This window comes from Halogeometricum sp. CBA1124 (genome assembly GCF_009741955.1).
Classification (GTDB): Archaea; Halobacteriota; Halobacteria; order Halobacteriales; family Haloferacaceae; genus Halogeometricum; species Halogeometricum rufum.
This window is the reverse complement of the sequence record NZ_WPCD01000008.1, coordinates 15,992-41,412: the sequence shown is the minus strand read 5'-3', so window position 1 is coordinate 41,412 and position 25,421 is coordinate 15,992. Positions and strand designations below refer to the sequence as shown.

Here is a 25,421-nt window from a genome sequence, read left to right as displayed (position 1 = left end):
GAACCCGCCAGCATCGATGTCACAGAGCGACGACGTGCTGTCGCGCGAGCCGGACGACCGGGTGCGAGTGCTGGACCCTGACGGCGCCGTCGTCGCGCCCGAACTGCTCCCCGACCTGGGGGACGAGACGCTCGTCTCGATGTTCCGCGACATGCGCTTCTGCCGGCGGTTCGACGAGCGGATGATAAGCCTCCAGCGACAGGGTCGCACGGGAACGTACTCCTCGCTCGCGGGGCAGGAAGGCTCCCAAATCGGGTCGATGTACGCTCTCGCGGAGGAGGACATGATCTCGTACCAGTACCGCGAACACGGCGCCGTCGTCGCCCGCGGGTTCCCGTGGGAGTATCTCCTCTACTGGGCGGGCCACGAGGAGGGAAGCAAAGCGCTCGCGGACCGGAACGTCTTCCCGCTGAACATCACCATCGGCGGCCACCTCCCCCACGCCGTCGGGATGGCGATGGCGACGAAACTGCAGGGGGGCGAGCGGGTGACGGTGGCGCACTTCGGCGACGGCGCGACCAGCGAGGGCGACTTCCACGAGGCGATGAACTTCGCCGGCGTGTACGACGTGCCCGCCCTGTTCGTCTGTAACAACAACCAGTGGGCCATCTCGACGCCGCGGGACCGCCAGACGGCGAGTCGGACGTCGCGCAGAAGGCGACGGCCTACGGTTTCGAGGGCGTGCAGGTGGACGGGATGGATCCGCTGGCGACGTACGTCGTGACGAAGGCCGCCCGTGAGAAGGCCCTCGACGCCGAGAGCAACGCTCCTCGTCCGACGCTGGTCGAGGCGGTGCAGTACCGCTTCGGCGCGCACACGACGGCGGACGACCCGAGCGTCTACCGCGACGACGACGAGGTGGAGGCGTGGCGACGGAAGGACCCGCTCGACCGGTTCGAGTCGTTCCTCCGCGAGACGGGACGCCTCGACGACGAACGCGTCGCGGCGATAGACGAGGAGATAACCGAGACGCTCGCGGCGGCCGTCGACGAGGTGGAGTCGTTCGAGGCCGACCCCGACTCGATGTTCGAGTACGCCTACGCGGAGCAGACGCCGCGCATTCGCGACCAGCAGGAGCGGTTCCGCGAACTGCGCGAGGCGCACGGCGACGACTCCTTCGACCGGGGGGAGTAGCGTCGCGGTTCCCGACGGTGGCCCTCGAACTGCCCGCGACGACGCGAATCGACCGCTTCGACGTCGACGGCCGTTCGGGTAGCGTCGGCTAGCGCCGCCGGCAGCGGAACGTGAGGGCCCCCGTCACGCCCACGGCGGCCGTTCGACCCGTGTCTCGCCGATTCGAGAGAACCGGACCGTCCTCGTGACGACCCGCGGACCGGACCGGTAGGCGACCGTCCGGGTGGTCTCGACCTGCCGCACGTACCCTTCGGGGTCGACGAGCAGCGTCATCGACGCGTTCGAGGAGACGTGCGTGTCGTTCAGTTCGGCCCGGACGCGGTAGAGTCGCGTTCCGTTTCGCGTCACGTTCTCGACCGTCGCGTTTCGACTGGCGCTGAGTCCGTAGAGTAACTGCCGGTGGAGCGCCTGATTGAGCCGCACCGAGGAGTTGAGCAACGCGACGGCGTGGACTCGGCTGTCGTTCCCCGACTCCACGCGGACGGTCGTCTCGTTCCCGCGCCGCCACGCCGTCACTTCGTCCGGTCGCTGTTCGTACCGGTCCGGAGCGTCGCCGACGACGGCGTGCGTCCGGGTTGCACTCGCTCGGACCGGCCGGCCGGGGTCGACCCGCCACGTCTGCGTGGTGACGACGCGGAACGTCCCGTTCGCGTCCCGAGCGGTCGTCTTCGACCGGGCGGTGAACGAGTTCGAACGGAGCGTCTCGGTGTGGGCTCGAATCAGCGCGTTCGCGTCAGTCGCGTCCGTCGCGGTCAGGGTGGGGGCCGAGTCACCGGAGCCGCCCGGTGCGGCACAGCCGGCGGCGACAACCGCGACCGACAGACAGAGCGCGGCGACGAGGGCGCGTCGGCTCACTGCGGGAACACCTCCGGGAACCCGTAGAAGTAGTAGTACATCTCCGCGACGCCGGACACCGCGAGCAACACGCCGGCCGCGCGGTAAATCGTCCGCGTGTGGGCGCTAAGCACCGTCGTGAGCGAGGACCCGCCGAGCGCCGTCGCGCTCGTCACCACCATCAGGACCGAACTCATCCCGACCGCGTAGGCGACGGCCAGTCCGACGCCGAGGACCGGCCCCAGCGACATCCCCTGCAGTACGACGGCGATGAACAGCGGCGCGGTACAGCCGGCCGCTGCCCCGGCGTACAGCACGCCGAACAGGAAGAACCCCCCGAGCGACCGTTCCCGTTCCGGGAGGCGGACGACCGACCGAGACGGTTTCCACCCCGCCGCCATCAGACCGCCCGCGAGGACGAACACGGCCCCGACGACGAGTTCGAGTATCGCCACGTCGCGAGGGCCTGCGCCCCGAGGAACGCGGCGGACCCCGCCAGGCCGACGTACACGGCCGTCATCCCGACGCCGGCGAGCAGGCTCATTAGCACCGCCCGCGCCAGCGGACGGCGAACCCGCGTGACGAGCGCACTCGTCCCCGTCGAACCCCCCGTCGAGGCGGCGGCTTCGGCGATCCCTCGACCATCGGCACGTGTCACCGTGTCGCTCAGGAAGTACGAGAGGTAGCCGGGGAGGAGCGGAAACGCGCACGGGGCGAAGAACGTCGCGACGCCGGCCGAAAACGAGAGTGCGAACAGCGCGGGGAGTGCGAGTCCGGCCATCGTCACGCCTCCGCCACCAGGGGGTCGACGACCGACTTGAACTCCTCGAACGACCGCGCTCTGACCTCCGGGTCGTCACCGGACGCGGGGGTTCCATCCGCGTCGAACACGAGGTTCGTCGGGTAACTGTTGGCGTCCCATCGGTCGGTCGCGACGAGGCTCGGGTCCGTGACGACCGGCCAGGTTCCCTCGTACTCGGTCCAGAACTTCCGGATGAGTTTCTCGTCGACTTCCGGCGTGATCGATACCATGTGGAACGTCTCGGTGTCGTACTCCGCGCGCAGTCGACGGAACGCCGGCATCTCCTCCTGGCACGGCCGGCACCACGTCGTGAAGAAGTTCAACAGCACGACCTTCCCGTCCGGTTTGAGAACCACGTCGCCGTCGGGGAGGCCGTTTCGGGAGACTGCGGAGGGGAGCGCCAGTTGGTCGCCTGCGCTGGCGGCCGCGCCCGACGCCGCGTCTGTTCGTGTGCTGCTCGTGAACCGGCCCGTGCAACCCGCGAGGCCGACACCGAGAGCGGTACTGCACGCTCCGAGGAACGAACGGCGATAGCTGGAGGGCATGCGTCGTCCCCCTGATTTTCACCGCTATCCCATTAGGCCGCTGATAGCTACAAGGCAGGCTTAAGTGACACACTCACACGCGGAAGCCGAGCGGTGACCGGGCACCGGACGCGACTGCCGACGCTCTCTCTGACCGCGACGACGTGCCGAAGTGGTTCGGCGCTGTCGTCGCCTCGTCGTCCGTCGGTCGATTCGCCGAACCCCGCTTCCCGTTCCGCACTTGGGCGTGTCCGGCCTCGTATCTCTCGACAAGCCCAATCTATATAGAATTTATTATGGCGCAGGAGTTGTATCGCTGATCCGTCCGAAGCCGGGAAGACGACTGGAAGGCTACTCGATCAAAAACGGGGCTGTCTACGGTATCTGATCTGAAAAATGTGGGCCGAAAAAGACTTGCTAAGGTCAGCGGACTACCGGAACTAGAATATATAGCAGATATACCTTCGTAGATAAGAACCGCGTACGAAGGTTGGTGGGGTGGTATTTCGGACGGGTATATATTTCTGGCACCGACGAGCCGTCGCCGTAACGCGGTGATTCGACCCGTCCGTGGCCGCGTTCTGAACTCCGTTCCGCCCGAAGCCAGTGTCGCTCGTTGACGAGTACCTCTCGGGGATTACTACCGACCGAGAACGGAGACGGGGGTATTTGCACACCGCACGCGAATGGAGAGACGGGGAGGCACGCGTAGCATGACGTACACACTCGAAATCAGCGACGAACTCAGGGAGCGACTGGAGGGCCACCTCGAGGAGGACGAGACGTGCGAGGAGTTCATCGAGGAGTTACTCTCGATGTACGAGACCGGAGGGACGTTCCTCCAGGAGGGCTACTCCGAGTGACCGTCGGTCGAGGTGACGGCGACGCCGACGCACGGTCGCTCGGAACGGAGGTCCGTCCCCTCGTGGAGGTGACTTCAGGCCGGCGCGTGCGAGCGATGCCGACGAGTCGCTACTCTCTGTCGCCCGTCGGCTTCGCTACTTCCTCCACTTCCGCGTCCGACGCGTTCCGTTTGACGCTCTCGATACCCTGCTCGCACTTCTGACGGCTGGCGTATCCCTCGCCGCCGTCGGCGATGATGTTGCCGTTGTCGTGGACGAGTCGCCAGCGCCACTTTCCGCTCCGGTCCTCGTACACCTCGAACGTCGCTTTGGACATGCTCCGGTCTACGATATCGAGGGTGAAAATTGCTCCCGTTCGACTCGCTGCCACGGTGGGAGTGGGATTCGAACCCACGAGGCCTCTCGGCCACCTGCGTTCCAGGCAGGCACGTTCGTCCACTCCGTCATCCCACCAGTCGCGGCGCTCGGTCGGGTCGACGACGGCCGACGGTCGGACCGGTGCGCTTCACGCCTCGTGTTCGCTCCACCCGCCGGCGTCGACGGTCTCGAACAGTTTGCGCCAGTTTTCGTCGTCTTCGCTCTCGGGAAGCTGGTCGCGAAGCTGTTGGAAGTCCGACGGCGGGACCTGCGAGTGAACCAGGTCGACGACGACGCGAGCGTGGTAGGCGGCGTCCGCGGGGTCCGCGTTCTCGATTTCGCTCACCCGCGAGACGAACTCCTGCCAGTCGAACCGCTGGCCGTGTTCGGCGACGGCGCCGGTCAGGTACCACCGTATCTCCATCGGGAGCGAAGCCGCGAGGTCCTCGGCTGCGCCCGCCGGAATTCGCTCGCCCAGCGTCATCAGGGTCGCGCGTATCGCACGCACGGCTTCGCCGGTGCCGGGCAGTTCGAGTCGATGCTGAATCGTGCCGGTGAACTCGTCGAAATTCATGCACAGAAGTATTCTACTTCTGACAGTATCAATCGGAACGTTCGTTCCCAGCGCGTGGGAAGTGATGACCGCCGCTCGCGGCGGCCGCGGGGGCGAACGTCCCGCCGTTCCGGACGCCAGCGTCGCTGCACCCGACAGCAGCCCGCTTCCCGGCCGAATGTGGGGTTTTTACTCGCTCTCGCTCCGTACTCTCCCCCTCCGCTCGCAGAAACGGAGAGTCACGCGACGTGACGATTTATCGTCTTCCGGACGGTACTCGAACTGATGACGATTGAACCGCCGGGCTGGCTCGGGTCGGCGACGAACCCCGCTCCCCGACTCGGAAGGCGCTCTCGCACCGGACGAGCATGACCGGCGGGAGCGACGCCCCCGGTTCCCGACGGTGGGCGCTCGCGTCGTTCGTCGCCCTGACAGTCGTCGTGACCGGCGGCGCAGTGACTCTCACGGAACCGTTCGGCACCGACTCGTCGAACGCCGACGCGGGGTTCCCGCCCGGTACGTCCGCCGACGGCGTCGAGAACGTCTCTCGCCTCGTCGACGCTCACCGCACGGCCTTGGCGACGGCCGGGACGTACCGCGTCGAACAACGAATCAACGCGAGTCGCCCGCGGGGCAGTCCGCGACCGGACCGGTGGAAGTGGAACCAGACCGCGAGACACCGGTTCGACGTCGCGTCCCCCACGCCGCGGTTCGTCCAGCGGCGGACCGTCGCCCGTCCCGACTCGCGAGTCCAGGTGGAGGTGTTCGCGACCCCCTCGGTCTGGTACACGCGGGCGCGACCGAGCGACGGCGAGTGGAACACGGGCGGTAAGACGCGGAACCTGACCGCCGAGACGTTCAGAGCGTGGGCGCTCGACCACACGCTCGACGCGAGTCTCTCGAAGTTCGCGTTCGCCTACGACGGTCGCTCCGAACGCGGGAACGCGACCGTCTATCGTTCGCGAGTAGCGAGTATCTCGGCGAACGACGCCCCGGCGTCCGGAGCTTCCCACGTCGTCGACGACGCGAGCGCGACGATTCTCGTCGACGAACGCGGCCTGATTCTCGGCGTCGACGTCCGCTACGCCGGAACCGCAGTCGCCAGCGTCGACGGCGGCGAACGAACCGTCGACGTCAGCGTCCGGTACCGGCGGTCGTTCCGGACGGCCGATGGGCTCACCGTCGCCGAACCCGAGTGGGTGACCGCGCGACGGGAGTCGGTCGAATCGAGCCGCGAACGGCCGCGGACTCGCGGCCGGGAACTCCATCGCGCGCTCGGCGCTCAGAAGAACGTGTGCGCCGCGTGGCCGTAGTCCTCCGGCGCGGCGTCGACGACGCCCTCGTCGTGGAGCGTGGTGAAGAACGTCGCGTCGCTCCAGTAGTACTCGTCGAACACGGACCGTGCGGTGACGTTCAGCACCGGCGGGAGCGCGGGGTCGTCGCGTTCGAGGAACATGGCGACGTTGAAGCTGTTCAGGCCGAGCGAGGCGTAGTACGAGAGGACGTTCACGAGTCCCGCGGCGAAGTCGTGCGTGACGTCGCCGCGCGGTTGGGGGACGCCCTGAACGATCTGGGTCGCGACCCCGACGAGGTGACGATGGTGTTTCGGGGCGAACGGGGCCAGCCAGTGGACGTTGCCGATTTCGGCCAGATAGCGGTCGCCGCCGCGTTCCTCGATGGCGAGTTCCGACCAGTAGACCTCGTCGTGTTCGTCGTAGAAGTCGCGGGCCGCCTCGGCGACGCGGCGCTGTTCGTTCGTCCCGCGGTCGTCGACGACCGTCTGCATGTGCGGATGGATGAGACTCGACCCCGCCGGCCGGAGGAAGTTCATGTTCACCGAGGCGAACCGGGCGTCCTCGTCGTGGTCGAACACCCGCTGGACGTACTCCAGCGCCGCGCAGAGGCCGTCGGCGAACTGCTCGGTGGTGAACTCGTCGAGGGGGACGAAGTGGTCCTCGGTGAGGGCGACCACGTTCGAGTACGCGCCGTAGGGGTTCAGGTTCGGGAACGACGTCGCCTCGCCGCTCTCCCCGCGGTCGGTCCCGACCCACTCGGGGTAGGTCGGCGTCGCCTCTTCGACCGTACCGGGACAGAAGAAACAGCCCTCGCTGTCGAGTATCGCGTCGTCGATTTCGGGCTGCTCCGGCATCGGGAAGTTCTCCGTGACGACCCGCGCGGTCCGTCCGGTCAGCGGGTCGACTCTGAGTTCGGTGTCGACCGACACCTGCTCGAAGTCTTCGAGCGGACTGTGGAACGTCGCCGTCTGGACCTCGCGTTCGAATTCTATGGGCATGCGAACAGATTCGGCGGGTCGAGTGAAAAGCGTATCTCCGGGCGGCACCCCGATTGTCGGCGGTGTCGTCGCACTGTCGGTGACCGGCGAGGGGACGCTCAGCGAACCTCGGCTGATACCGACGGAGATTCGCGACTACGCGGTCCACGAGGCGCGGGGCGACGCGGCCGCGTGGAGTCGCGAGCGGATGCGCGATCTGTCGGCGCCGTTCGGTACGTCGTTCGAGCGCGACGGGTCGCACTTGGTGCTCGAACTCGACGGCTGAGCGCCTCCGGTCTCACACCGATTCGCTTCGGTTCTCCCCCGCTCACTCGCTTTTCGCCGAAACACCGATGATGACTCGCGAAGAAAGTGCCACCATGGTGGACACGCACTGGGATAGCCTTCGGGGCGAGGAACTGCGCTACCGGGGTAACGCGTGGGAACTGACCGGCGACGTCGGCGTCCGGCAGAACGGCGAACTGCTCGCGGTTGAGGCGACGCAGGCCGACGACGTGCGCCGCCGGACCGTGACGCTCCACTTCGGGCTCGACGGCTCGGCGTCCTCTCTCAACCCGGGAAATTTGGGCGACAACTTCGAGAGCCTCGAACGGGACGACGACGGCCAGCGTATCGTCGTGAAGAAGGGGGGCCGGCGCTATCAGTACGAACTCCGGCGGATGGAGAGCGCGTGAGCGTTCCCACCGCGTCGGTCTGACGTCGAGACGGTCGCGGCGACAGAAGCGGTGTATTCCCCGTCAGTCGATGCGGCGTCGGGTCGTCGAACAGTCTCTGGTGCGCCGTCAGCCGCTCTCGAACGTCTCCTCGCTCCAGGTGTCGCCCGAGTCTCCCTCCTCGCCCCAGTCCACGTAGCCGTCTTCGAGTCGCTCGACCACGATGTGGCCGAGGTCTGTCAACTCCGTGGTGGCCTTCGAGGCGAGGTCCGTCTGCTCGGCCAACGCCGACGGCAACGTCGGCACCTCGAAGCGCAGTCGCGCCTCGAGCGGGTCCCAGTAGAAGTCCAACTCGTGGAAGAGTCCGGCGTCGCGGATGCGTTCGTACTCCGCCTCGTCCAGGTCGGTGTACTCGGCCCACTCGTTGAACGCTTCGCTCCAGGCGCCGTCCCGGAGGATTCCCTCCAACTCCTCCCGCCGCAGGTCGCTCGTCCCTTCGAGCGAGTCCGCCGGTTCGAGCGCGCGCGGCAGGCCGCGATTCGTGATGTCGGGCGACTCCGGGGGTTCGACGGTGAGCGTCATAGGAGACTGTACGGCGACGACGCGGATAAAGACGTATCTCGGTTTCCACCCCGTGCGAAGCCTCAGGCTGTCAGATCGGAAGATGCCTCGTCCCGAAGTCGTCCTCGACGGCCGTCGTCACACTCGGAATTACAGCCGTATCGTTGTAACTATCACTCGGAGAATAACTTCTGCTGTCGAGACTCCTCTCGCCTGTCTGGACCCGAGTGTGACGCTCGGACGGCCCGACCGGCGGTGTCTCGACGGCACCCACGACCACCGACTCCGACGCGAGCAGGCGTCGAACGCCACTCCGTCAGTAGGTCCGCCGCGGAATACCGTGGCCGGTAGCGAGGGTCAGTACCGCGAACTGACGCGCTCGCCGATGGCGTCCGCGGTCCGAATCGCGTCGCGAACCGCTTCTGGCGTGACGTCGAACGGTTCGTTGTGGATGGTCTCGTCGGGGGCGCAGGCCGCCTCCGCGACGGTCGTCAGTTGGTCGTCCGTCGGGTCGTCGAGGCCGATTTCGGCGAGCGTCACGGGCAGGTCGACGTCCAGGGAGAACCGGACGACGTCTTCGACGAACTCGTCGCTCCGACCTTCGAGGACCAGTTGCGAGAGGGTCCCGACGTTGACTTTCTCTCCGTGCGTCGCCTCGTGGGTGGCTTCGAGTTGGGTCAGGCCGTTGTGGATGGCGTGGGCCGCCGCGAGCCCGCCGCTCTCGAAGCCCAGCCCGGACAACAGGGTGTTCGCCTCGGTCACCGACTCGACGCTCGGCGTCACGGCGTCGTTCTCGACGGCGTCGACGGCCGAGACGCCGCTCTCGCGGAGTTGGTCGTAGCAGAACTTCGCGAGTTGATGACCCGCGTCCGTGTCGCGTCCGCCGAGGACGTTGTCGCTGTCGGAGCGCTTCGTCGCGTCGGCCTCGAACCACGTCGCCAGTGCGTCACCGATTCCAGACGTGAAGAAGCGGGTCGGTGCCGACGCGACCAGCGCCGTATCCACGAGGACGAGGTCGGGGTGTCGGTCGAGGAACCGATACTCCTGAAACTCGCCGTGCTCGGAGTAGATCACGGAGAGCGCACTACACGGTGCGTCCGTCGAAGCGATGGTCGGCATGGAGACGACGCCGATACCGAGGTCCTCACCGACCGCTTTGGCCGTATCGAGCGCCTTCCCACCGCCGGCACCGATCACGAAATCGGCGTCGACCTCCGATGCGAGTTCGCCGACTCGTTCGATTTCGGCCGCCGAACACTCCCCCTCGAACAGTTCCGTTTCGACGTCGATGTCGTTCGATTCGAGGCTCTCGGTCGCGTCGGCTTCGACGAGGTCGAGTACGACCCCGTCGGCCAGAAGCAGCGCCGAACCGCCGAGCGACGCCGCGTGATCACCGATCTCTGCGGTCGCGCCGCGACCCTGTACGTACGACTCGGGCGAACCGAAGACTCGTGTCATGAGCGGTCGACTGTTCGGAGCCGCTTGGCATAGGTTTTGCTCAGAACGGTTGCCGGCGAACCGGCGGTCCGCCGGCCAGAACGCTGGCTGAATCGGTGACTACCGGCGTTCGACCGCTCGGTAGCCGAACAGCACGGCCACGCCGACTGCGCCCCCGAACCCCAGAAGCACTCCGTCGGTGAGTTCGCCCCTCTCGACGGCGATGCCGAGAAGTACACCGCAGACGGCGAACGCGAAGACGGCCCACTCTTGGGGTCTGCTGAGGCGTCGTTCGACGTCGTCGCGAAACGCCCAGTAGACGGTGAAGGCCGCGAAGGCGACACCGAAGGGGAGGTTCCAGTTTCCCGGTGCCGCTCCCACGCCGACGAACAGAACCACGAAAACAGCCGAGTAGAGAACCTGAAATCCGAGTCGAAGCTTCGCCAGACCGCTCGTTTCGGACTCGCTCTCCGCGTTCTGACTCATACGGACGTAGTCGTCTGACCGTTCGGGAATATCTCACTGTCGAACGATGGGACGCGTTCCGCGCGTCTCGCACGCCACTCTCGACTGGTGTCGGTGGGCTCGGGTCCCAACATCTCGGTCGAGTCGCAGTCCGTCGAATACGACGTTTCGGGGCGCGAGCGGGTAGCATCAGAACCGCCGTCGACTCGCGCCGTCGCGTTCGGCGTCGCAGTCGCCGGCGGGGTCGCGAGGCGAGAGCCGAGTCGGGACCTGTTCGTCGAGGGGGGTGAGCGACACGCGTTGTCGTCGTTTCACTCGAGGGACGCGCGCTCCGGTCCGGGACGGCCGACTCATCCTCGGAGTCCGTCGCGAATACTCGCCGAATCCGGCTGGTGTACGTCCGCCCTAACTGGGGTACGATCGAGGACCAGTTCACGTCGAGCCAAACCTCGACGACTTTCCCCTCGCGGTGTCTGTGCCGGCCGCTCCCGGAGAACGAGAGCACCGACTCGGCTCCTCGGCCGCTGGCAGCGGGTCCCGCGGGCGTGCCGTAGAACCGCCACGACGCGTAGACGAACTCGCAGTCGGCGTGCATCGCTTCGAGGTCGATCCAACAGTCGGCGAACGCGCGCTGGAACAACTCGACGGTCCGCCGATACTGCGCCCGCGTGAACGTCCGGCCGACCGGGAATCCGTGTCCGCGGAAGTCGGACGCGTAGATGTCGTCGATCGCGTCCACGTCCTGCTGCCCCCACACGCGAGTGAAATCTTGACGGCTGATGGCCATCCGGTCGCGTTTGGGCCTGGTCATACGTCGCCTCGTCGCGCATCGGACATAACACCTCTCGCCGGTCGCAGACGTTACGCGACAGTTTCTGCTACTGCAGGCCCGTCCGTATCGGTCAGTGGTCGAGACCGGTCGTCTCACCGCGTACGGTTGCTGGACCGTTTATCTCGCGGCTTCACCGCCGCGGCCGATTCGCGGCTCTCGTTCACGCGGGGTGACGGCGTAGCGCTTCAGTCACTTCGTCACGCTCACGGTGTACCACAGTCGCGGAGCCGTCGACCGACACGTGTGGCGGTCAAAACCGACACACGCGTGTGGAATCCGCATTACGACTCTATATCTTTACCACCCATGTATGAATGTGCGAGCTATATTAGCAAATAGGCTACATCTCTAACACCGGGTCGAACTCGTGCACGTGTAGTCGAAGAAACGAGTTATCGCTCACAGATAGAATAGTCGAACCACAGATATAGTGGTCGATACGAACACAGTTTTCGACCGCTATCGATAGAATCCTCCACCGGGAGACGAGGATGATGCCCTCACTCTCTCCAATCGCTGGTCAACGAAGCACCGAGCCGCCCGAAATCTTCAGCGATTCCCCCACGATATTCTCGGATGCATCACTTAGCAGGTACACCACAGCGTTCGCGACGTCGTCTGGTGTCGACATTCTCTTCGACGGAATCGCGTCCAGTTCACGTTCGAGTTGCTCGTCGTACGCCCGCCCGTGAGCCTCCGCTTTCGACCGTATGCCCTCTCTCCCCATCTCGGTATCGACCCACCCGGGACAGACTGCGTTGACCCTGATATCGTGTTCGATCGCTTCGAGCGCCAGCGACTGCGTGAATCCGACCAGCGCGAACTTCGAGGAACAGTACGGAATCGACTTGTACGTCCCGCGAAGCCCCGAGAGGGATGCGATATTCACTATCGCACCTCCACTACGGTCTTTCATCGACCTGTAGAGTTCTTGTGTGAACCGTAGTGTGGATACGAAGTTGAGGTCGAGAACCTCCGCCACCTCGTGCTGTGAGAGGTCCTCGAAGTCTGTTCGAGAACCGGTAATCCCGGCTGCATTCACCAGCATCGTCACGCCCATCTGCTCGGCTTTCGAAGCAAGCTCGACCCGCTCGGCCTCGTTCGTGATGTCGGCTTCGTGTGTCGTTGTCCGCCCTGAAGCGTCGACTTCCGCGAGTCTGTCGTCGATCTCTTCTAATCGGTCCGTATCGCGTCCGGTTGCGAGTACACCAGCGCCCGCCTTCGCTGCTCGTTCGGCGACGCTCCACCCGATGCCTCCCGTTGCGCCCGTGACGACGACTGACTCTCCGCCGAGTGCGTCCTCGCTAAACGTTGGCATGGGCGGGCTTTCTGTCGTTCGTGATATAGCTCTTGCTGCTGTCGTCGTACGTACTGCGCCGACTATCCCTCTCCGCAGGAGGTAGCTCCAGCAAATGTTGTATGCTTGCTAACTGTTATCAAACCCTCTGCCGATACACGTTCGATGCCAGACACGTCTTACGACACGATAGTAATCGGTGTCGGAGGTATGGGGAGCGCGGCCGTCTATCAGTTGGCTAAACGCGGACACGACGTCCTCGGGATAGAACGGTACGACATTCCGCATCGGAGGGGTTCGTCTCACGGTGATACGCGGATCTTTCGACTGACGCAACCGGAACATCCCGACTACGTCCCGTTGGCGGAACGTGCACGTACGCTCTGGAGGCGGTTAGAAGCCGAGTCGGGAGCGGACCTGTTGACGACTACCGGCTCGATCCATGCCGGGCCCGAAGGTTCCGAAGTCGTCGCCGGCGCGGTCGACTCGTGTGAGGCGCACGACGTTCCGTACGAGGTGCTGAGCGGGACCGAACTCAACGAGCGGTTTCCCGGATACGAGCTTCCCGATGGTCACCGAGGAGTGTTTCAACCTGATGGAGGGTATCTGGCCTGCGAACGGGCTATCTCGACGCACGTCGAGCAGGCGTTCTCTCACGGCGCCACCGTCCGCGCACGAGAAGCCGTCCGCGAGGTCGATATCGGCGAAAACGACGTGACCGTCCGGACCGATCGCGACGAGTATACTGCCGATTCGCTGGTGGTCGCGGCCGGAGCGTGGGCAGGAAAGCAACTCGAATTTCTGTCGGACTTCCTGACGCCAGAGCGTCGCATCATGGGGTGGTTCCAGCCCAAAGCGCCCGACCGGTTCGCTCCGTCGAATTTCCCCGTCTTCAGCGTCGACGTACCTGCAGGACACTACTACGGCTTCCCCGTCTTCGAGCGGTCGGGATTCAAAATCGGTATGACGCCGGAATCTCCCGCCCCGATCGATCCTGACGAGTGGGACGACGAACCGACTGTGGACGACGAACGCGATCTGCGGCGGCTACTCGACGACAATTTCCCCGACGCAGCCGGAGAGACACTCCGACTGACGACGTGCATCATCACCTCCTCGGAAGACGGACATTTCTACCTCGATACGCACCCTGAGTACGGTCACGTCTCGATCGCTGCCGGCTTTACCGGCCACGGGTACAAGTTCTGTAGCGTCGTCGGGGAGGTACTGGCCGACTTCGCGACCGATGGAGCCACGGACAATCCGATCGACGTCCACCGGTTCGAGGACCGCATCTGACCGACGAGGAGCCTAACAGTTCGGCGGTCGCCGATGTGGTACCCTCGCCTCTAACGATTCTCCGACTGGAACACTCTTGATCCAAGTCAACACTACCCATAGTTATTTATGGTCTTGTTGAAGACTCGTAATTGACATGTCGGGGTTCAAGCGGTACTTCGTGAAGCGGATAGCGTATATCGCTGCCACGTTGCTGGGTATCTCGTTCGTCGTCTTCAGCATCACACAGCTGTTACCGGGCAACGCCGCGACGATGATACTCGGCAAGTACGCCACAGAAGCAAGCGTTCGCGCCGTCGAACAGCGCCTGGGACTGAATCACCCCTGGTACATCCAATACTTCGACTGGTTGTCCGGCTTCGTCGCTGGCGATTGGGGGCACAGTTTCGACAACAATCAGGCCGTGATGGAGGTAATCGCCCCTCGCTTCGTCCGGTCATTGACCCTCGCCATCATCACTCTCGGGTTAGTGACGGTCGTCGGAATCTCGCTGGGGGTACTCGCTGCGGTCAAGCGTGATTCCGCCTCCGACGTTCTCGTCAGTGGATTCTCTTATCTGGGAATCAGTTTCCCCGAGTTCGTGACTGGAATCCTCCTGCTCACTCTGTTCGCAGGGCCGGTCTTTCAGGTGTTCCCGTTCGGGGGGTACGAGAGCTTGAGCGAAGGATTCGTCCCGTGGTTCAAACACCTGATTCTGCCTGCGGTCACCTTGACGTTCGTCCTTATCGCGCACGTCGTCCGACTAACACGGTCGGAGATGGTCGAGGTTCTACAGTCAGAGTACATCCGAACCGCCCGACTGAAAGGCGCCAAGGAGCACGCCGTGCTTCTGAAACACGGACTCAGAAACGGCCTCTTGCCGACTATCACCCTTCTCGCGCTGGATCTCGGCTACTTGATGGGGAGTATCGTCATCGTCGAAGAGGTGTTCTCCTACCCCGGCTTGGGCCGACTCATCGTGAGTTCGATTCACGCACGGGACCTCCCGGTGATACAGGCGTCCGTCATGCTCATCGCGATCATCTACACCTTCGCTAACTTCGGAGCGGACATCATCTACACCTACCTCGACCCGCGGATCAACTACGGTGACACCTAACGATGGCTACCGAAACCAACTCACGAAACCTGCAAGAGTCGTCGATCGAACGCCTCGCGCGAACGGGCCGAAAACTGATTGGAACTCGGAAGGGACAGGTGAGTCTGCTGCTGTTAGTCCCAATCTTGCTCTCCAGTCTGTTCGCTCCGATGATCGCTCCGCACGACCCAACCGCGACGAACGTCGCAGACCGATTCGAGGAACCCAGCGCCGAGTACGTCCTGGGAACCGACAATTTCGGCCGTGACCTCCTCTCTCGTGTTCTGTACGGCGGTCGGGCGAGCATCTTGCTCGGTGTCGCTGCGACGGCACTCGGCCTCTTGCTCGGCGTCCCCGTCGGTATCTTGTCCGGATATATCGGCGGCCGAACCGACGAGGTCGTCATGCGTTTGATGGACATCCTCCTCAGCATTCCTTCTCTTCTGTTGGCGTTGATCGTCGTTGTTGCCCTCGGGTCCGGGATGGTAAATGCGATTTTAGCCATCGGAATCGTGTTCATGCCGCGCCTCGCACGAATCACTCGAAGTAGTACCCTTTCGGTAAAGAACGAGGAGTACATTACCGCCGCAGAAGCCCGGGGCGAATCCAGCCTCTACATCGCATTCGTGGAGTTGCTGCCGAGCGTGACGCCCGCCATTATCGTCGAGACGTCTATCCGTATCGGATTCGGCATCCTCATCGGAACGTCGCTCTCGTTTCTCGGATTGGGGACGCAACCGCCGAACCCGGACTGGGGATACATGGTTTCGCAAGCGCGGACGACGCTGGGCGAGTCGATCTGGTTCATGCTCTGGCCGAGTCTCACGCTTGGGGCGACGATTCTGGGATTCAACCTCTTCGGTGACGCACTCAGAGACACGCTAGACCCCGAAGTGACGGGGGATGACCACTGACGATTCGAGCTCTCTGTCACCCTACCGTCTCCATCTTCTGTAGTCCGCCGTGAGGTCCATTCGCGGCTTCCCGAATCTGCGTCTTCGGGGCGAAGAGCTACCTACTCGGATCTGTATTACGTTGCCGAGTTGAAACGAGGGATATGAATAAATAGCTGTAGCTAATTGTGCCATGCATATGCAAACCACGGAGACTACTGACCGGAACAGCAACTATTCGCCTGTACTCGATGTTGACAGTCTCAACGTGCAGTACGAGACCGAAGAATCTCCAGTAAAAGCGGTTCGAGACGTCTCTCTCCGTATCGGGGAGGGAGAGACTGTCGGCGTGGCCGGGGAGAGCGGGAGCGGAAAGAGCACTCTCGCTCTCGCCGTCATGCAGTACCTCGGGAAGAATGGGACGATCACGAGCGGCGAAGTCGTCTTCGCCGGTCAATCCCTGATGGACCGATCGCCCGAAGAGCTTCGGCGTCTACGGGGGAATCGGATCGCGCACGTCCCACAGGACCCGAAAACCTCGCTCAACCCGAGCATCACAGTCGGAGAGCAGATCTCCGAAACCGTCCGCATCCACCGTGACGTCTCGAAACGTGAAGCGAGAGAACAGACGTACGAGGTACTCCGTCGAGTCAATCTCCCTGACCCCGAGTTCAACGCCCAGAAGTACCCTCACGAGCTTTCCGGAGGAATGCAACAGCGAGCCTTGCTCGCGATCGCACTCGTGTGTGAGCCCGAACTGTTGATCTTAGACGAACCGACGACCGGTCTCGACGTCACGACGCAAGCGAAGATTCTGGACCTGATCGAAGACCTCAAACGGTCTCTGGATACGAGCGTACTGCTGATAACCCACAACCTCGGCGTCATCGCAGAGATTGCAGACCGCGTCTGTATCATGTACGCTGGAGAGATCATGGAACGCGGCCCCATCGCATCCGTCTTCAGAGAGCCCTCCAACCCGTACACACAGGGTCTCTTGGCAGCGCTCCCGGACGAACACGCAGACCGTAAGCTGAAGCCAGTCGACGGACAGATTCCCTCGCTCACGGAGATTCCGGACGGCTGTATCTTCGCTGATCGGTGCGAATTCGCGGAGGAGGACTGTCGAACCGGTAGCATCTCTGAACGACCGGTTGACGACGACGCCGACCACCTCACACGGTGTCGTCGCTGGGAGCACGCTCGATCCAATCCACTACAGGCCGACGACGAAGCCGACCATCGTTCGGCCCGCTCTCGGGAGGCGTCGGCTGGCGAGACGCTCCTGAGCGCAGAGAACGTTCGGAAATATTTCGGCGAGGAGTCGTTCCTCGACAGTATCTTCGGTAGTGAACCCCCGGTCAAAGCGGTCGACGGTGTCGACATCGACATTCGAGAAGGTGAATCGGTCGGCATCGTTGGCGAAAGTGGCTGTGGGAAGAGCACGCTCGGGTCCACGCTCTTGAAGTTGCTCGATACCACGGACGGAAAGATCAGTTACCGAGGGACGGACCTCGGACAGATGAGCGACAGGGAGATGAGGGAATTCCGTTCCGAGTGCCAGATAGTCTTCCAGAACCCTCACTCTAGCCTGAACCCGAAAAAGACGGTCGGGAGAACGCTCGAACGGCCGTTGAAGAAATTCACCGATCGCTCGAAGAACGAGCGAGAAGCGCGGATCGTCGAACTGCTGGAGCAGGTCGGTCTGAGCGAACAGTACATCAGCAGGTATCCCAAGGAACTCTCCGGCGGTGAGAAACAACGCGTCGCGATTGCCCGTGCCTTCGCGGCAGATCCCTCGTTCGTCGTCCTCGACGAACCAGTTTCGGCCTTAGACGTCAGCGTCCAAGCGAGCATCCTGAACCTCTTGGCGGAACTGCAGGAAGAGTACGGTTCATCGTATCTGTTCATCAGCCACGACCTCAGCGTGGTGAACTACATCAGCGACCGCGTCGCAGTCATGTATCTCGGAAAGATAGTCGAAGTGGGACCCACCGCTTCGATATTTGACCCCCCTCACCACCCGTACACGCGCGCGTTACTCTCCAGCATTCCATCTCCGGACCCGAACGACGATGGCGAACGGATCCGACTGGAGGGGGACGTCCCCAGTCCGCGAGACCCTCCGAGCGGGTGTCCGTTCCACACCAGATGTCCGCAAAAGATCGGAGCCGTCTGCGAAGACAAGGTCCCGTGTCTCGAATCGACCGGCGGGGAGGAGACGCATCGAATATCCTGCCACTTGGACGAAAGCAGCATGGTTGGCGGTGTAGACCACCGGGGGGATTAGCCGCGGGAGTCCGGAGCGGACTGGTTCACTTCGTTCTCGTCTCTGGTGGGTCTCTTGCGTTTTCACTTCCACAGTTCGTTCGAATCCGGCGAATCCGTGGCCCGAACGAGACTGGTGTGGGGTAGATCATAGCCCACCAGAAGAAGGCGACCGGCTCACGATACCGAAAAGAGATGCGGTCTATCGAGTCGGCGCTCCACTGCCGAGCGCGATTTCGTCCGCGTAGAAGAGATACGATAGTGGCGAGACGTTGTATCTCTGGACGTACTCCCGCATCGCGCCTATCTGGTCGTCGTAGTACGGGATCGCGTATGGGCCCTGTTTGGCGACCACCTCTTGTGCGGTCGCCATCGCCTGTGAGGTCTCTTCGCTCGAGGTGCTCTGGACGGCGGTCGTGATAGCCTCGTCGAACTCTTCGTTGGAGAAGTGAGACTCTCCATTCCAACCGCCCTCCGAGTGGAGGAGCAGTTTCATGAAGTTCGCCCCACTGATCCGCATCCCGTACATTCCCATGTAACAGGGGGCTTTGGTCCAGACGTCGTTGATGTAGCGGTCGTAGCTGATCTGCTCGATCTCGAACGTGATTCCGATTTCACTGAGTTGGTCTTTTATCAACACCGCCGAACGAAGTCGTTCGGGCGGGTCCGCAGCACTGAAGAACGTGATGTCGAAGTCGTCTTCCAGATCGAACCCGTCCGGATATCCTGCATCCGCCAGAAGTTGCCGTGCTTTCTCCAGATCCCGCTCGGGGGGCCGGCCTTCGACCTCGGCGAAGTACTCGTACGAGGGCGAGAGGGGGGCGTCCTGAGCTTCTTCTCCGAGGCCACTCAGGACGCCCTCGATGATCGCTTGGCGGTCGATTGCGAGCTTGACAGCTTCTCGGACGCGCTCGTCACTCCACGGTTCGACGGAGACGTCCATGATGAAATTGACGATGTTGCCAGCGGGGACGCGCCCAGTTGTGACACCGCTCGCCTCCTGCAAGGGACCCCACTGGTCCACTGGAGGCTCCCAGATGATGTCTATGTCTCCGTTTTTCAGGGCGTTCACGAGCGAGCTTCCCTCTGGAATCGTCCGTGCAGTGACGCGGTCGACGTAGGGACGACTGGTCCCCTCGTCGTCGGTACCGTAGTAATCGTCGTACGCGACGCCAGTTACCTGATTCCCCGCCTCGAAGCTCTCGAGTTCGAACGGCCCACTTCCGAACTCCTTCGACCCCAGTTCCTGACGGCGTGACGAGTCAGTCGCAATCTCTTCTGGGACGACCGCTCCCCACCCTTTTGCGACCAGTTTGGGGAAGTCCGAGTTTGCACCGTCGAGTTGGAATTCGACCGTCGTCTCGTCTTTGGCCTCCACAGTTCCGATATCGCCCATCGTCCCGGAGCCGGGACTCCCGACTTCGCTGTCGTACACCGTGTTGAACGTCGCAGCAACGTCGGACGCAGTCACGGTCTCCCCGTTGTGGTGGAAGGTTGCATCGTCTCTGATCGTGAACGTCCAGACGTCTGCACTTTCGTTCGCGGACCAGTCCGTCGCGAGATCTCCGTACAGTTGGAGTTGATGGTCGAGTCTCGTCAGCGTCGAGTAGAACAGCTTCACCGCCCACCGTTCGGTGAACTTCGAACCCATCATTATCGGGCTGATGGTGGATACCGTTCTGTTTTGCCCAACGCGGAGGTGGCCACCCATACTCCCAGCTCCCGACCCGCCCTCTCCCTCCGTATCGCTGGTCGTACTGCCACCTTCGCCACCAGTAGCTCCCGAATCTCCACTCGTCCCTCCCGGGTCACTCCCGCCCGAGCATCCTGCTAAGCCGACTACCGAACCCGAGCCGACGAGCTGAAGATATCGACGGCGCCGTATGTCTTTAGTTGACATGGCTCACTCTTAGATTGTGACAGCAACATATGTATTTTGCTATTCATATACCGGACGTGATATGAACGCTCGAAGAGCACAGAGTGCGAGAGCAGCCACCTCGGCATCTCCACACGCCTCTCTCGCCAGGCAGAGGAAAACATCCGGGTAGTCCGCCGGCCTTGCTGCGTTTCGAATCGAGCGACGTGCCGAATCTATAAGGTGCTCTCTATCGACTCGCAAACTGAGATGTCGAGTGAATATCTCGTCGTCGGTGGTGGAGTGTACGGGGCTGGCACCGCCTGGGAGTTAGCGACTCGAGGCGAAGACGTCACGCTCCTCGAAGCGACCGAGGTCGCTGCGGGTGCCTCTGGTGGTCTTGGAAAGCGTGGTGTGAGAGCGAACGGTCGCGACCCTCGAGCTTCCGCTGATGGAGGTTGCGTACGACCTCTGGCCACAGGTTTCCCGCGAGATCGATGCAGAGGATGCCTACGAACGGACTGGACATCTGCTGCTGTACGAGAACGAAACCGGCGGGCTCCAAGGTGGTTTCGAGAGTGCTCGGGCGCGAGCCAACGTCCAGAACGAGTTCGGAGTCGAGACGGAGGTACTGGACGGAGACGAAGTCCGTGAGATGGAGCCCGGCGTCAGTGAGGACGTCATCGGCGCACTACACTGTCCAAACGACGGCATCGCCGATCATACGACGATCACTCGTTCGCTCGCACGTGCGGCGGAGGCGCATGGCGCAACTGTTCGAGAAAACGCGCCGGTTCGGGGACTAGAGCGCGACGGGTCACGAGTGACTGCTGTCCGCACCGCAGACGAACGCTTCGCCGTCGACCAGACGGTGTTTCTGCTCTCGAATACACACGTCCCGCAGTTGGTCGAAGACGAGCTTGATATCTCACTCCCCGTGTGGAACATGTACCCGCAGGTGAGTGCGACCGAGCCGATGGACGAGGTACCGGTGAACCACCTCATCGGACACGATAGCCGACGGTTGGCACTCAAAGAGATCTCTGAGGGTCGAGTGATGATCTCCGGCGGTTGGCGTGGAGAATGGGACGAAGACGCCCAACAGGGAATCGCGCTCGACGAACGCGTCGACGGAAACGCGGCCGATGCACGTGCCGTGTTTCCGGACCTAACCGGCATCGAAGTCGAGCGTTCGGACGCGAGTCGTCGAGAGAGCGTGACGGTCGACCACGTTCCGATCATCGATACGTTACCGGGTGCCGACAACATGATCGTCGGAACTGGCTGGAGCGGACACGGGTTCGCGATTTCACTCGCTGTCAACCGTCTGCTTTCGAGGTGGGCGATTGACGGCACTCGTCCCAGTCGGCTCTCGCCGTTCTCTCTCGAACGACTGCAGCGCCCCGAGTGACTTCGACGAACGGGAACGGTCTTCGGGACCTCTCGGAAGAGACTCCGTTTTGACGACGACTGGACGAACTGAGCCGGACTCTCTCATGACGCGGTCCGTACCGTCGGCGGAACAGTTAATCCGAGGCGTGGTGTCGTCGACAACATGCGAATCGCTATCGTAGGGGGCGGTATCTACGGAACCGCCGTTGCGTACTTTCTCGACAGACTGGGTGCCGACGACGTCGTACTGTTCGAGAAGGACTCCATCGGCGGCGTGTCGACGAGTCGGTCTGCGGGCATCGTGCGTCATCATTACGGCCGAAGTGACCACATCAGATTAGCCAAACGCGGACGTGAGATCATCCAACAGTTGGAGCGCTTCACGGGACACCCGGGTGGCTTCCATCGGAACGGATATCTGGCGCTTACCGGGACCGACGACGAGTCGACGTTCCGACAGACCGTTCGAAAACAGCAGGAGATCGGACTCGACGTGGAGTTCGTCGCTCCTGCCGACCTCGAGCGATATTTCGACACGATCGATACCTCGGGTGTCGCAGTGGCAGCGCTCGAGCGAGACGCAGGCTTTGCAGACCCGTACCTCGTCGCGCAAGCGTTCGCCAGGGCCGCCGAAGAGAACGGAGTCGAGATGAAACCGAACACCGAGATTATCGGGATTCAGCGAGAGGGCGAAACCGTGACTGCTATCGAGACAGACTCGGGAAGAGAACCCGTCGACTACGTGGTGAACGCAGCGGGCCCCTGGGGTGCGGAGATCGGGGAGATGGTCGACGTCGAGATTCCGCTCACGTGGTACGAATCGAAGGTTGTCGTCCTCAGCGCGGATTCGGAATACGATCTCGAAACTCCGACGCTCTCAGACGCGACCCAACGTCTGTACGCCAAACCCGAACCTGGTGGTGATTTCCTCGTCGGGGGCATCGACCGACCGAGAGTCGACCGCACGCTTGGACTGGAGGGTGTGACGATAGAGTACCTGCAGACGGTTCAGAACGCGCTCGAAAAGCGACTTCCGCAGTACGCCGACGCCGACGTCGTCGAAACCTGGTCCGGGATCATAACCGCATCACCCGACTGGTACCAGATTGTCGGCGTCCCAGAGGGGCTAAAGAACTTCTACAACGTCGTCGGCGGAAGCGGCCACGGCTTCAAGGAAGCGCCGGGGTTCGCCGAATCGATCGCTCACGACATCCTCGATAGCACGGCTGCGGTCGACTTGACCCCGTATCGACTCGAACGGTTCAGAGACGGTGATCAGCTCGGAGACACGGAGATGCGCCGGAAGAAGAATGATTGAGCTCTGCTCGACAGTGCGGTGGGCCGTGTGTCGACCTCCCACACTTGCGAATAGCCGGAGGTAACCACGGTGGACAGTACGCAGTATCGAACGACCGTGTTCGAAGGGTATTCCGGGAGACTACTGATCGCGCTCTCCCTCGGATGGCTCGCGATTCAAATCGGTCGGAACGCACTCCCACCGTTACTCCCGGCCATGCTCGCCGAGCTTTCCATCTCACCGTTCGCTGGCGGCGTCGGGCTCACACTCATGTGGGCGTTCTACGCGCTCTGTCATTACCCGGGAGGACGGTTGTCCGACACCAATTCCAGAAAGCCCATTCTGATCCTCGGACTCGTAATCCTCGTCGGCGGATTTCTGCTGTTGTCGGTCGCTCGGGGATACCTGTCGTTCCTCACTGCGCTCTCCCTGGTCGGCATCGGCTCCGGGTTGTACTTCATCGCCATGCGTGCAAACCTCGCAGACCTCTTTGCAGACCACCGGGGACAGGCGTTCGGTGTCCAGTCCGCGGCGGGAAACTTCGGAAGCGTCTCGGCGGGTGGGCTCGCCGCCGTGATACTCTCCCTCGCTGTCTGGGAACTGACTCTCGTCCCCGTCGTTCTCTTGAGTTGCGTCGCACTCTTCGCGCTGCATCGCTGGAGTATCGAGTCGTATTCGCTCTTGGAGACCGAACTGGCGCTGACCTCGACGTTCAGACGCGTATTCGAGGCTGAGGAAACCCGGGTCCTGCTCCTCGTTTACTCGCTATTCGTCTTCGCGTGGCAGGGAATGGCGGGCTTTCTGCCGACGTATCTACAGGTCTCGAAGTCGCTGACCCCTGCAAAGGCGAGTCTGGCTTACGCCGGCGTCTTTGCGGTTGGCGTCGTTGTCATGCCGTTGTCTGGCGCAGTGAGTGATCGACTAAATCGGCTGTGGGTCGCCGCAGGGGCGCTCTTCGTCTGCTGTCTCGGGTTCACTTCTCTCCTGTTGGTGCACTCCGAGACGCTCATCTACTCGGCGCTCGGCCTCTTCGCCGCTGGAATGATGTCGTATCCTCCGGTCATGCAGGCGTATCTAACGGACTCGTTCGAGTCGAAATCGGTCGGCGGCGACTTTGGAGCGTTCAAAACCGTGTATAGTGGTGTGGGGAGCCTCGGCCCCGCCTACGTCGGCTTGGTGGCCAGCTATTTCACCTACACGGCCGCATACGTCGGGCTCGCCTGTTGCCTCCTCGGTGGCGTCTTCCTCTTGACGTGGCTTGCGGCTCACGGATAGTTCTCCGCTGTGGGTAACTATTATACTACCTCCATCCTTGGAACAACCATGCGAATTGCTATCATAGGGGGCGGTATCTACGGTACCGCAATCGCCTACTTCCTCGAACAGATGGACAGTTCACACGAGGTCCTCCTCTTCGAGAAAGACTCGATCTCCGGAGTATCGACCGGCAAATCGGCCGGAATCGTTCGTCATCACTACTCAGATGAAATTCAGATTCGATTCGCCAAGCGAGGCAGAGAACTCCTCGAACGGCTTCCCGAGTTAGTGGGCTCCGACGGCGGGTTCTACCAGAACGGCTACCTCATCTTAGCAGGTGAATCGAACGAGGATCAGTTCCGGAAGAACGTTCGGATGCAGAAAGACGTCGGACTCGACGTCGAGTTCGTAGACCCGGACGAATTGGATTCGATCGTCCCGGGCCTCGACTCCGATGGTGTGGCTGTGGCCGCCTTAGAGCACGAAGCAGGATTTGCCGACCCGTACTTAGTCGCAACCGGATTCGCAAATCAGGCTCGCACGCTCGGTGCCGAGATCCGAACCAACGAACCGGTTACCGATCTCGAACTCGCTGACGGGAGCGTCGAGACGGTCGAAACGGCTTCGGATCGGTACGACGTCGACGTCGTAGTGAACGCTGCAGGTCCGTGGGCTGACGACGTAGCCGAGATGGCGGGCGTCGACCTTCCGTTGACGATGTACGAGGCGAAGGTCGTCTGTCTATCGTCCGGCAACGACCTCACCGACTACCCCACGGTCTCCGATGTCGACTCGGGTCTGTATGCAAAGCCCGAGTTGAACGGTGACTTTCTCTCCGGCGGCATGGAACGAGAGGGCGGTCACAGGAGCGTCGACGATCGCAGATCGTTGGGTGGGGTCACTAACGACGACCTCGAGATGGTCGGCCAGATGCTGGACGATCGTCTCCCCCGATACGCCGACGCGGACGTCGTCGACTCCTGGAGTGAAGTGATTACTGCGCCGCCGGATTGGCATCAGATAATCGGGACTCCGCCAACCCTCGATAACTTCTACATCGTTGCGGGCGGCAGCGGTCACGGGTTCAAAGAAGCGCCCGGATTTGCCGAGTCTATCGCCGAGACGATACTCGGACGCAAACCGACGATCAGTCTCGATCGGTATCGACCGACCCGGTTCGAGACGGGTGACGCGTTCTCCGGTGGCTACGGCGACGGCAGTCGATCGTAGTCGATGGGCCATCCGCCGCGACGGGCGAATAGAGCGTTCGACTCGGAGGCGTCGTACGGTATTCGGGTTCCGCTTTGGTTCGACTTCCTTCCTCGTCATGTTTTACCACACCACGTTTGTAAGTGACAAACGCAGTGTCGTCTCCAGACGTAGCAATCGCACGAAATCGTGTCTGATTCGACACGAAAATCTCCGAAGCCTAACCTTTCCGCCGTCGGTGATTTGAATAAAGACGAACGCCGGC

General features: G+C 62.6%; 24 protein-coding genes, 1 tRNA gene and 3 pseudogenes. 14 read left to right on the top strand and 14 right to left on the bottom strand.

What is annotated here, in order from left to right; translation table 11 throughout:
• Positions 1–16: 16 nt before the first annotated feature.
• Positions 17–1,134 (top strand): annotated as a pseudogene (pdhA, locus tag GJ632_RS02375) (pyruvate dehydrogenase (acetyl-transferring) E1 component subunit alpha).
• A gap of 123 nt (positions 1,135–1,257) precedes the next feature.
• Here pdhA and GJ632_RS02370 read toward each other — a convergent pair.
• Genes GJ632_RS02370 through GJ632_RS02355 form a run of 4 tightly spaced genes read right to left on the bottom strand, consistent with a single transcriptional unit; the run spans position 1,258 to position 3,315 of the window.
• Positions 1,258–1,989 carry a hypothetical protein gene (locus GJ632_RS02370; RefSeq protein ID WP_191451964.1) on the bottom strand — a complete coding sequence of 244 codons (732 nt, stop codon included), beginning with the start codon at positions 1,987–1,989 and terminating at the stop codon, positions 1,258–1,260.
• Positions 1,986–2,423 carry a hypothetical protein gene (locus GJ632_RS02365; protein WP_191451963.1) on the bottom strand — a complete coding sequence of 146 codons (438 nt, stop codon included), beginning with the start codon at positions 2,421–2,423 and terminating at the stop codon, positions 1,986–1,988. The genes GJ632_RS02370 and GJ632_RS02365 overlap by 4 nt, the downstream gene beginning before the upstream one ends.
• Positions 2,369–2,749, bottom strand: coding sequence for a hypothetical protein (locus GJ632_RS22825; RefSeq protein ID WP_191451962.1), 381 nt, complete (start codon positions 2,747–2,749; stop codon positions 2,369–2,371). Before GJ632_RS22825 ends, GJ632_RS02365 begins: the two co-directional genes overlap by 55 nt.
• A gap of 2 nt (positions 2,750–2,751) precedes the next feature.
• Positions 2,752–3,315, bottom strand: a complete 564-nt coding sequence (locus GJ632_RS02355) for a TlpA disulfide reductase family protein (RefSeq protein WP_191451961.1) — start codon at positions 3,313–3,315, stop codon at positions 2,752–2,754.
• Positions 3,316–3,980: 665 nt separating this feature from the next.
• Between GJ632_RS02355 and GJ632_RS02350 the strand changes: the two genes are divergently transcribed.
• The gene (locus GJ632_RS02350; protein WP_191451960.1) at positions 3,981–4,157 is read left to right on the top strand and encodes a hypothetical protein; all 177 of its coding nucleotides are present in this window, start codon (positions 3,981–3,983) and stop codon (positions 4,155–4,157) included.
• 109 nt (positions 4,158–4,266) lie between these two features.
• Here GJ632_RS02350 and GJ632_RS02345 read toward each other — a convergent pair whose 3' ends face one another.
• From GJ632_RS02345 to GJ632_RS02335, 3 genes are all read right to left on the bottom strand, one after another.
• Complete coding sequence (locus GJ632_RS02345; RefSeq protein ID WP_089810155.1) at positions 4,267–4,473, bottom strand: HVO_2922 family protein; 207 nt, start codon at positions 4,471–4,473, stop codon at positions 4,267–4,269.
• A 53-nt stretch (positions 4,474–4,526) separates the two neighbouring features.
• Positions 4,527–4,610 (bottom strand) — tRNA-Ser (locus tag GJ632_RS02340).
• Between the two features lie 52 nt (positions 4,611–4,662).
• The gene (locus tag GJ632_RS02335) at positions 4,663–5,088 is read right to left on the bottom strand and encodes a DUF2267 domain-containing protein (protein ID WP_089810153.1); all 426 of its coding nucleotides are present in this window, start codon (positions 5,086–5,088) and stop codon (positions 4,663–4,665) included.
• 347 nt (positions 5,089–5,435) lie between these two features.
• Here GJ632_RS02335 and GJ632_RS02330 point away from each other — a divergent pair, with 347 nt between their 5' ends.
• Positions 5,436–6,380, top strand: a complete 945-nt coding sequence (locus GJ632_RS02330; protein ID WP_191451959.1) for a hypothetical protein — start codon at positions 5,436–5,438, stop codon at positions 6,378–6,380.
• Here GJ632_RS02330 and GJ632_RS02325 read toward each other — a convergent pair.
• Positions 6,350–7,360, bottom strand: coding sequence for a hypothetical protein (locus tag GJ632_RS02325; RefSeq protein WP_089810149.1), 1,011 nt, complete (start codon positions 7,358–7,360; stop codon positions 6,350–6,352). The two genes, GJ632_RS02330 and GJ632_RS02325, sit on opposite strands and share 31 nt — an antisense overlap.
• Before the next feature lie 79 nt (positions 7,361–7,439).
• Here GJ632_RS02325 and GJ632_RS02320 point away from each other — a divergent pair, with 79 nt between their 5' ends.
• Both GJ632_RS02320 and GJ632_RS02315 read left to right on the top strand, forming a co-directional pair.
• Complete coding sequence (locus GJ632_RS02320) at positions 7,440–7,625, top strand: hypothetical protein (RefSeq protein ID WP_197427827.1); 186 nt, start codon at positions 7,440–7,442, stop codon at positions 7,623–7,625.
• Positions 7,626–7,719: 94 nt separating this feature from the next.
• The gene (locus GJ632_RS02315) at positions 7,720–8,034 is read left to right on the top strand and encodes a hypothetical protein (protein WP_089810146.1); all 315 of its coding nucleotides are present in this window, start codon (positions 7,720–7,722) and stop codon (positions 8,032–8,034) included.
• A gap of 108 nt (positions 8,035–8,142) precedes the next feature.
• On the opposite strand, the gene GJ632_RS02310 is transcribed toward GJ632_RS02315, so the two are convergent.
• From GJ632_RS02310 to GJ632_RS02290, 5 genes and pseudogenes are all read right to left on the bottom strand, one after another.
• Positions 8,143–8,595, bottom strand: coding sequence for a hypothetical protein (locus GJ632_RS02310; RefSeq protein ID WP_191451957.1), 453 nt, complete (start codon positions 8,593–8,595; stop codon positions 8,143–8,145).
• 336 nt (positions 8,596–8,931) lie between these two features.
• Positions 8,932–10,032 (bottom strand): glycerol dehydrogenase, encoded by a 1,101-nt coding sequence (locus tag GJ632_RS02305; protein ID WP_089810144.1) that lies wholly within the window; start codon positions 10,030–10,032, stop codon positions 8,932–8,934.
• A 99-nt stretch (positions 10,033–10,131) separates the two neighbouring features.
• Positions 10,132–10,497 (bottom strand): aminoglycoside phosphotransferase, encoded by a 366-nt coding sequence (locus GJ632_RS02300; RefSeq protein WP_191451956.1) that lies wholly within the window; start codon positions 10,495–10,497, stop codon positions 10,132–10,134.
• A 397-nt stretch (positions 10,498–10,894) separates the two neighbouring features.
• A pseudogene (locus tag GJ632_RS25725) lies at positions 10,895–11,263 on the bottom strand (ester cyclase); the annotation flags it as partial.
• Between the two features lie 565 nt (positions 11,264–11,828).
• On the bottom strand, positions 11,829–12,626 hold the full coding sequence (locus GJ632_RS02290) for an SDR family NAD(P)-dependent oxidoreductase (RefSeq protein ID WP_191451955.1): 798 nt from the start codon (positions 12,624–12,626) through the stop codon (positions 11,829–11,831).
• A 144-nt stretch (positions 12,627–12,770) separates the two neighbouring features.
• On the opposite strand from GJ632_RS02290, the gene solA reads away from it, so the two are divergent.
• The 4 genes from solA to GJ632_RS02270 all read left to right on the top strand — a co-directional run bounded on the left by solA (position 12,771) and on the right by GJ632_RS02270 (position 18,165).
• Positions 12,771–13,904, top strand: coding sequence for an N-methyl-L-tryptophan oxidase (solA, locus tag GJ632_RS02285; RefSeq protein WP_191451954.1), 1,134 nt, complete (start codon positions 12,771–12,773; stop codon positions 13,902–13,904).
• A 136-nt stretch (positions 13,905–14,040) separates the two neighbouring features.
• Positions 14,041–15,003, top strand: a complete 963-nt coding sequence (locus tag GJ632_RS02280; RefSeq protein WP_089810133.1) for an ABC transporter permease — start codon at positions 14,041–14,043, stop codon at positions 15,001–15,003.
• Between the two features lie 98 nt (positions 15,004–15,101).
• Complete coding sequence (locus GJ632_RS02275) at positions 15,102–15,896, top strand: ABC transporter permease (protein WP_245778538.1); 795 nt, start codon at positions 15,102–15,104, stop codon at positions 15,894–15,896.
• A 178-nt stretch (positions 15,897–16,074) separates the two neighbouring features.
• Positions 16,075–18,165 carry an ABC transporter ATP-binding protein gene (locus GJ632_RS02270; protein WP_191451971.1) on the top strand — a complete coding sequence of 697 codons (2,091 nt, stop codon included), beginning with the start codon at positions 16,075–16,077 and terminating at the stop codon, positions 18,163–18,165.
• A gap of 180 nt (positions 18,166–18,345) precedes the next feature.
• Here the strand turns inward: GJ632_RS02270 and GJ632_RS02265 are convergent, their stop codons facing one another.
• The gene (locus GJ632_RS02265) at positions 18,346–19,854 is read right to left on the bottom strand and encodes an ABC transporter substrate-binding protein (RefSeq protein WP_231751255.1); all 1,509 of its coding nucleotides are present in this window, start codon (positions 19,852–19,854) and stop codon (positions 18,346–18,348) included.
• 417 nt (positions 19,855–20,271) lie between these two features.
• On the opposite strand from GJ632_RS02265, the pseudogene GJ632_RS24545 reads away from it, so the two are divergent.
• The 5 genes and pseudogenes from GJ632_RS24545 to GJ632_RS02245 all read left to right on the top strand — a co-directional run.
• Positions 20,272–20,394, top strand: a pseudogene (locus tag GJ632_RS24545) (FAD-dependent oxidoreductase); the annotation flags it as partial.
• A 58-nt stretch (positions 20,395–20,452) separates the two neighbouring features.
• Positions 20,453–21,412, top strand: coding sequence for an FAD-binding oxidoreductase (locus GJ632_RS02260; RefSeq protein WP_197427826.1), 960 nt, complete (start codon positions 20,453–20,455; stop codon positions 21,410–21,412).
• 144 nt (positions 21,413–21,556) lie between these two features.
• Positions 21,557–22,711: an FAD-binding oxidoreductase gene (locus tag GJ632_RS02255; RefSeq protein WP_191451953.1), complete on the top strand. Its 1,155-nt coding sequence runs from the start codon at positions 21,557–21,559 to the stop codon at positions 22,709–22,711.
• A 69-nt stretch (positions 22,712–22,780) separates the two neighbouring features.
• On the top strand, positions 22,781–23,965 hold the full coding sequence (locus GJ632_RS02250; protein ID WP_191451952.1) for an MFS transporter: 1,185 nt from the start codon (positions 22,781–22,783) through the stop codon (positions 23,963–23,965).
• 48 nt (positions 23,966–24,013) lie between these two features.
• A complete protein-coding gene (locus GJ632_RS02245; protein WP_191451951.1) occupies positions 24,014–25,177 on the top strand; it encodes an FAD-binding oxidoreductase in 1,164 nt (387 codons plus the stop codon).
• Positions 25,178–25,421: the final 244 nt, after the last annotated feature.

Coding starts and splice junctions, on each gene's coding strand:
- GJ632_RS22825 (WP_191451962.1), bottom strand. CDS start 2,749: ATGGCCGGACTCGCACTCCCCGCGCTGTTCGCACTCTCGTTTTCGGCC.
- GJ632_RS02355 (WP_191451961.1), bottom strand. CDS start 3,315: ATGCCCTCCAGCTATCGCCGTTCGTTCCTCGGAGCGTGCAGTACCGCT.
- GJ632_RS02350 (WP_191451960.1), top strand. CDS start 3,981: ATGGAGAGACGGGGAGGCACGCGTAGCATGACGTACACACTCGAAATC.
- GJ632_RS02345 (WP_089810155.1), bottom strand. CDS start 4,473: ATGTCCAAAGCGACGTTCGAGGTGTACGAGGACCGGAGCGGAAAGTGG.
- GJ632_RS02335 (WP_089810153.1), bottom strand. CDS start 5,088: ATGAATTTCGACGAGTTCACCGGCACGATTCAGCATCGACTCGAACTG.
- GJ632_RS02330 (WP_191451959.1), top strand. CDS start 5,436: ATGACCGGCGGGAGCGACGCCCCCGGTTCCCGACGGTGGGCGCTCGCG.
- GJ632_RS02325 (WP_089810149.1), bottom strand. CDS start 7,360: ATGCCCATAGAATTCGAACGCGAGGTCCAGACGGCGACGTTCCACAGT.
- GJ632_RS02315 (WP_089810146.1), top strand. CDS start 7,720: ATGGTGGACACGCACTGGGATAGCCTTCGGGGCGAGGAACTGCGCTAC.
- GJ632_RS02310 (WP_191451957.1), bottom strand. CDS start 8,595: ATGACGCTCACCGTCGAACCCCCGGAGTCGCCCGACATCACGAATCGC.
- GJ632_RS02305 (WP_089810144.1), bottom strand. CDS start 10,032: ATGACACGAGTCTTCGGTTCGCCCGAGTCGTACGTACAGGGTCGCGGC.
- GJ632_RS02300 (WP_191451956.1), bottom strand. CDS start 10,497: ATGAGTCAGAACGCGGAGAGCGAGTCCGAAACGAGCGGTCTGGCGAAG.
- GJ632_RS02290 (WP_191451955.1), bottom strand. CDS start 12,626: ATGCCAACGTTTAGCGAGGACGCACTCGGCGGAGAGTCAGTCGTCGTC.
- solA (WP_191451954.1), top strand. CDS start 12,771: ATGCCAGACACGTCTTACGACACGATAGTAATCGGTGTCGGAGGTATG.
- GJ632_RS02280 (WP_089810133.1), top strand. CDS start 14,041: ATGTCGGGGTTCAAGCGGTACTTCGTGAAGCGGATAGCGTATATCGCT.
- GJ632_RS02270 (WP_191451971.1), top strand. CDS start 16,075: ATGCAAACCACGGAGACTACTGACCGGAACAGCAACTATTCGCCTGTA.
- GJ632_RS02265 (WP_231751255.1), bottom strand. CDS start 19,854: ATGGGTGGCCACCTCCGCGTTGGGCAAAACAGAACGGTATCCACCATC.
- GJ632_RS02260 (WP_197427826.1), top strand. CDS start 20,453: ATGGAGGTTGCGTACGACCTCTGGCCACAGGTTTCCCGCGAGATCGAT.
- GJ632_RS02255 (WP_191451953.1), top strand. CDS start 21,557: ATGCGAATCGCTATCGTAGGGGGCGGTATCTACGGAACCGCCGTTGCG.
- GJ632_RS02245 (WP_191451951.1), top strand. CDS start 24,014: ATGCGAATTGCTATCATAGGGGGCGGTATCTACGGTACCGCAATCGCC.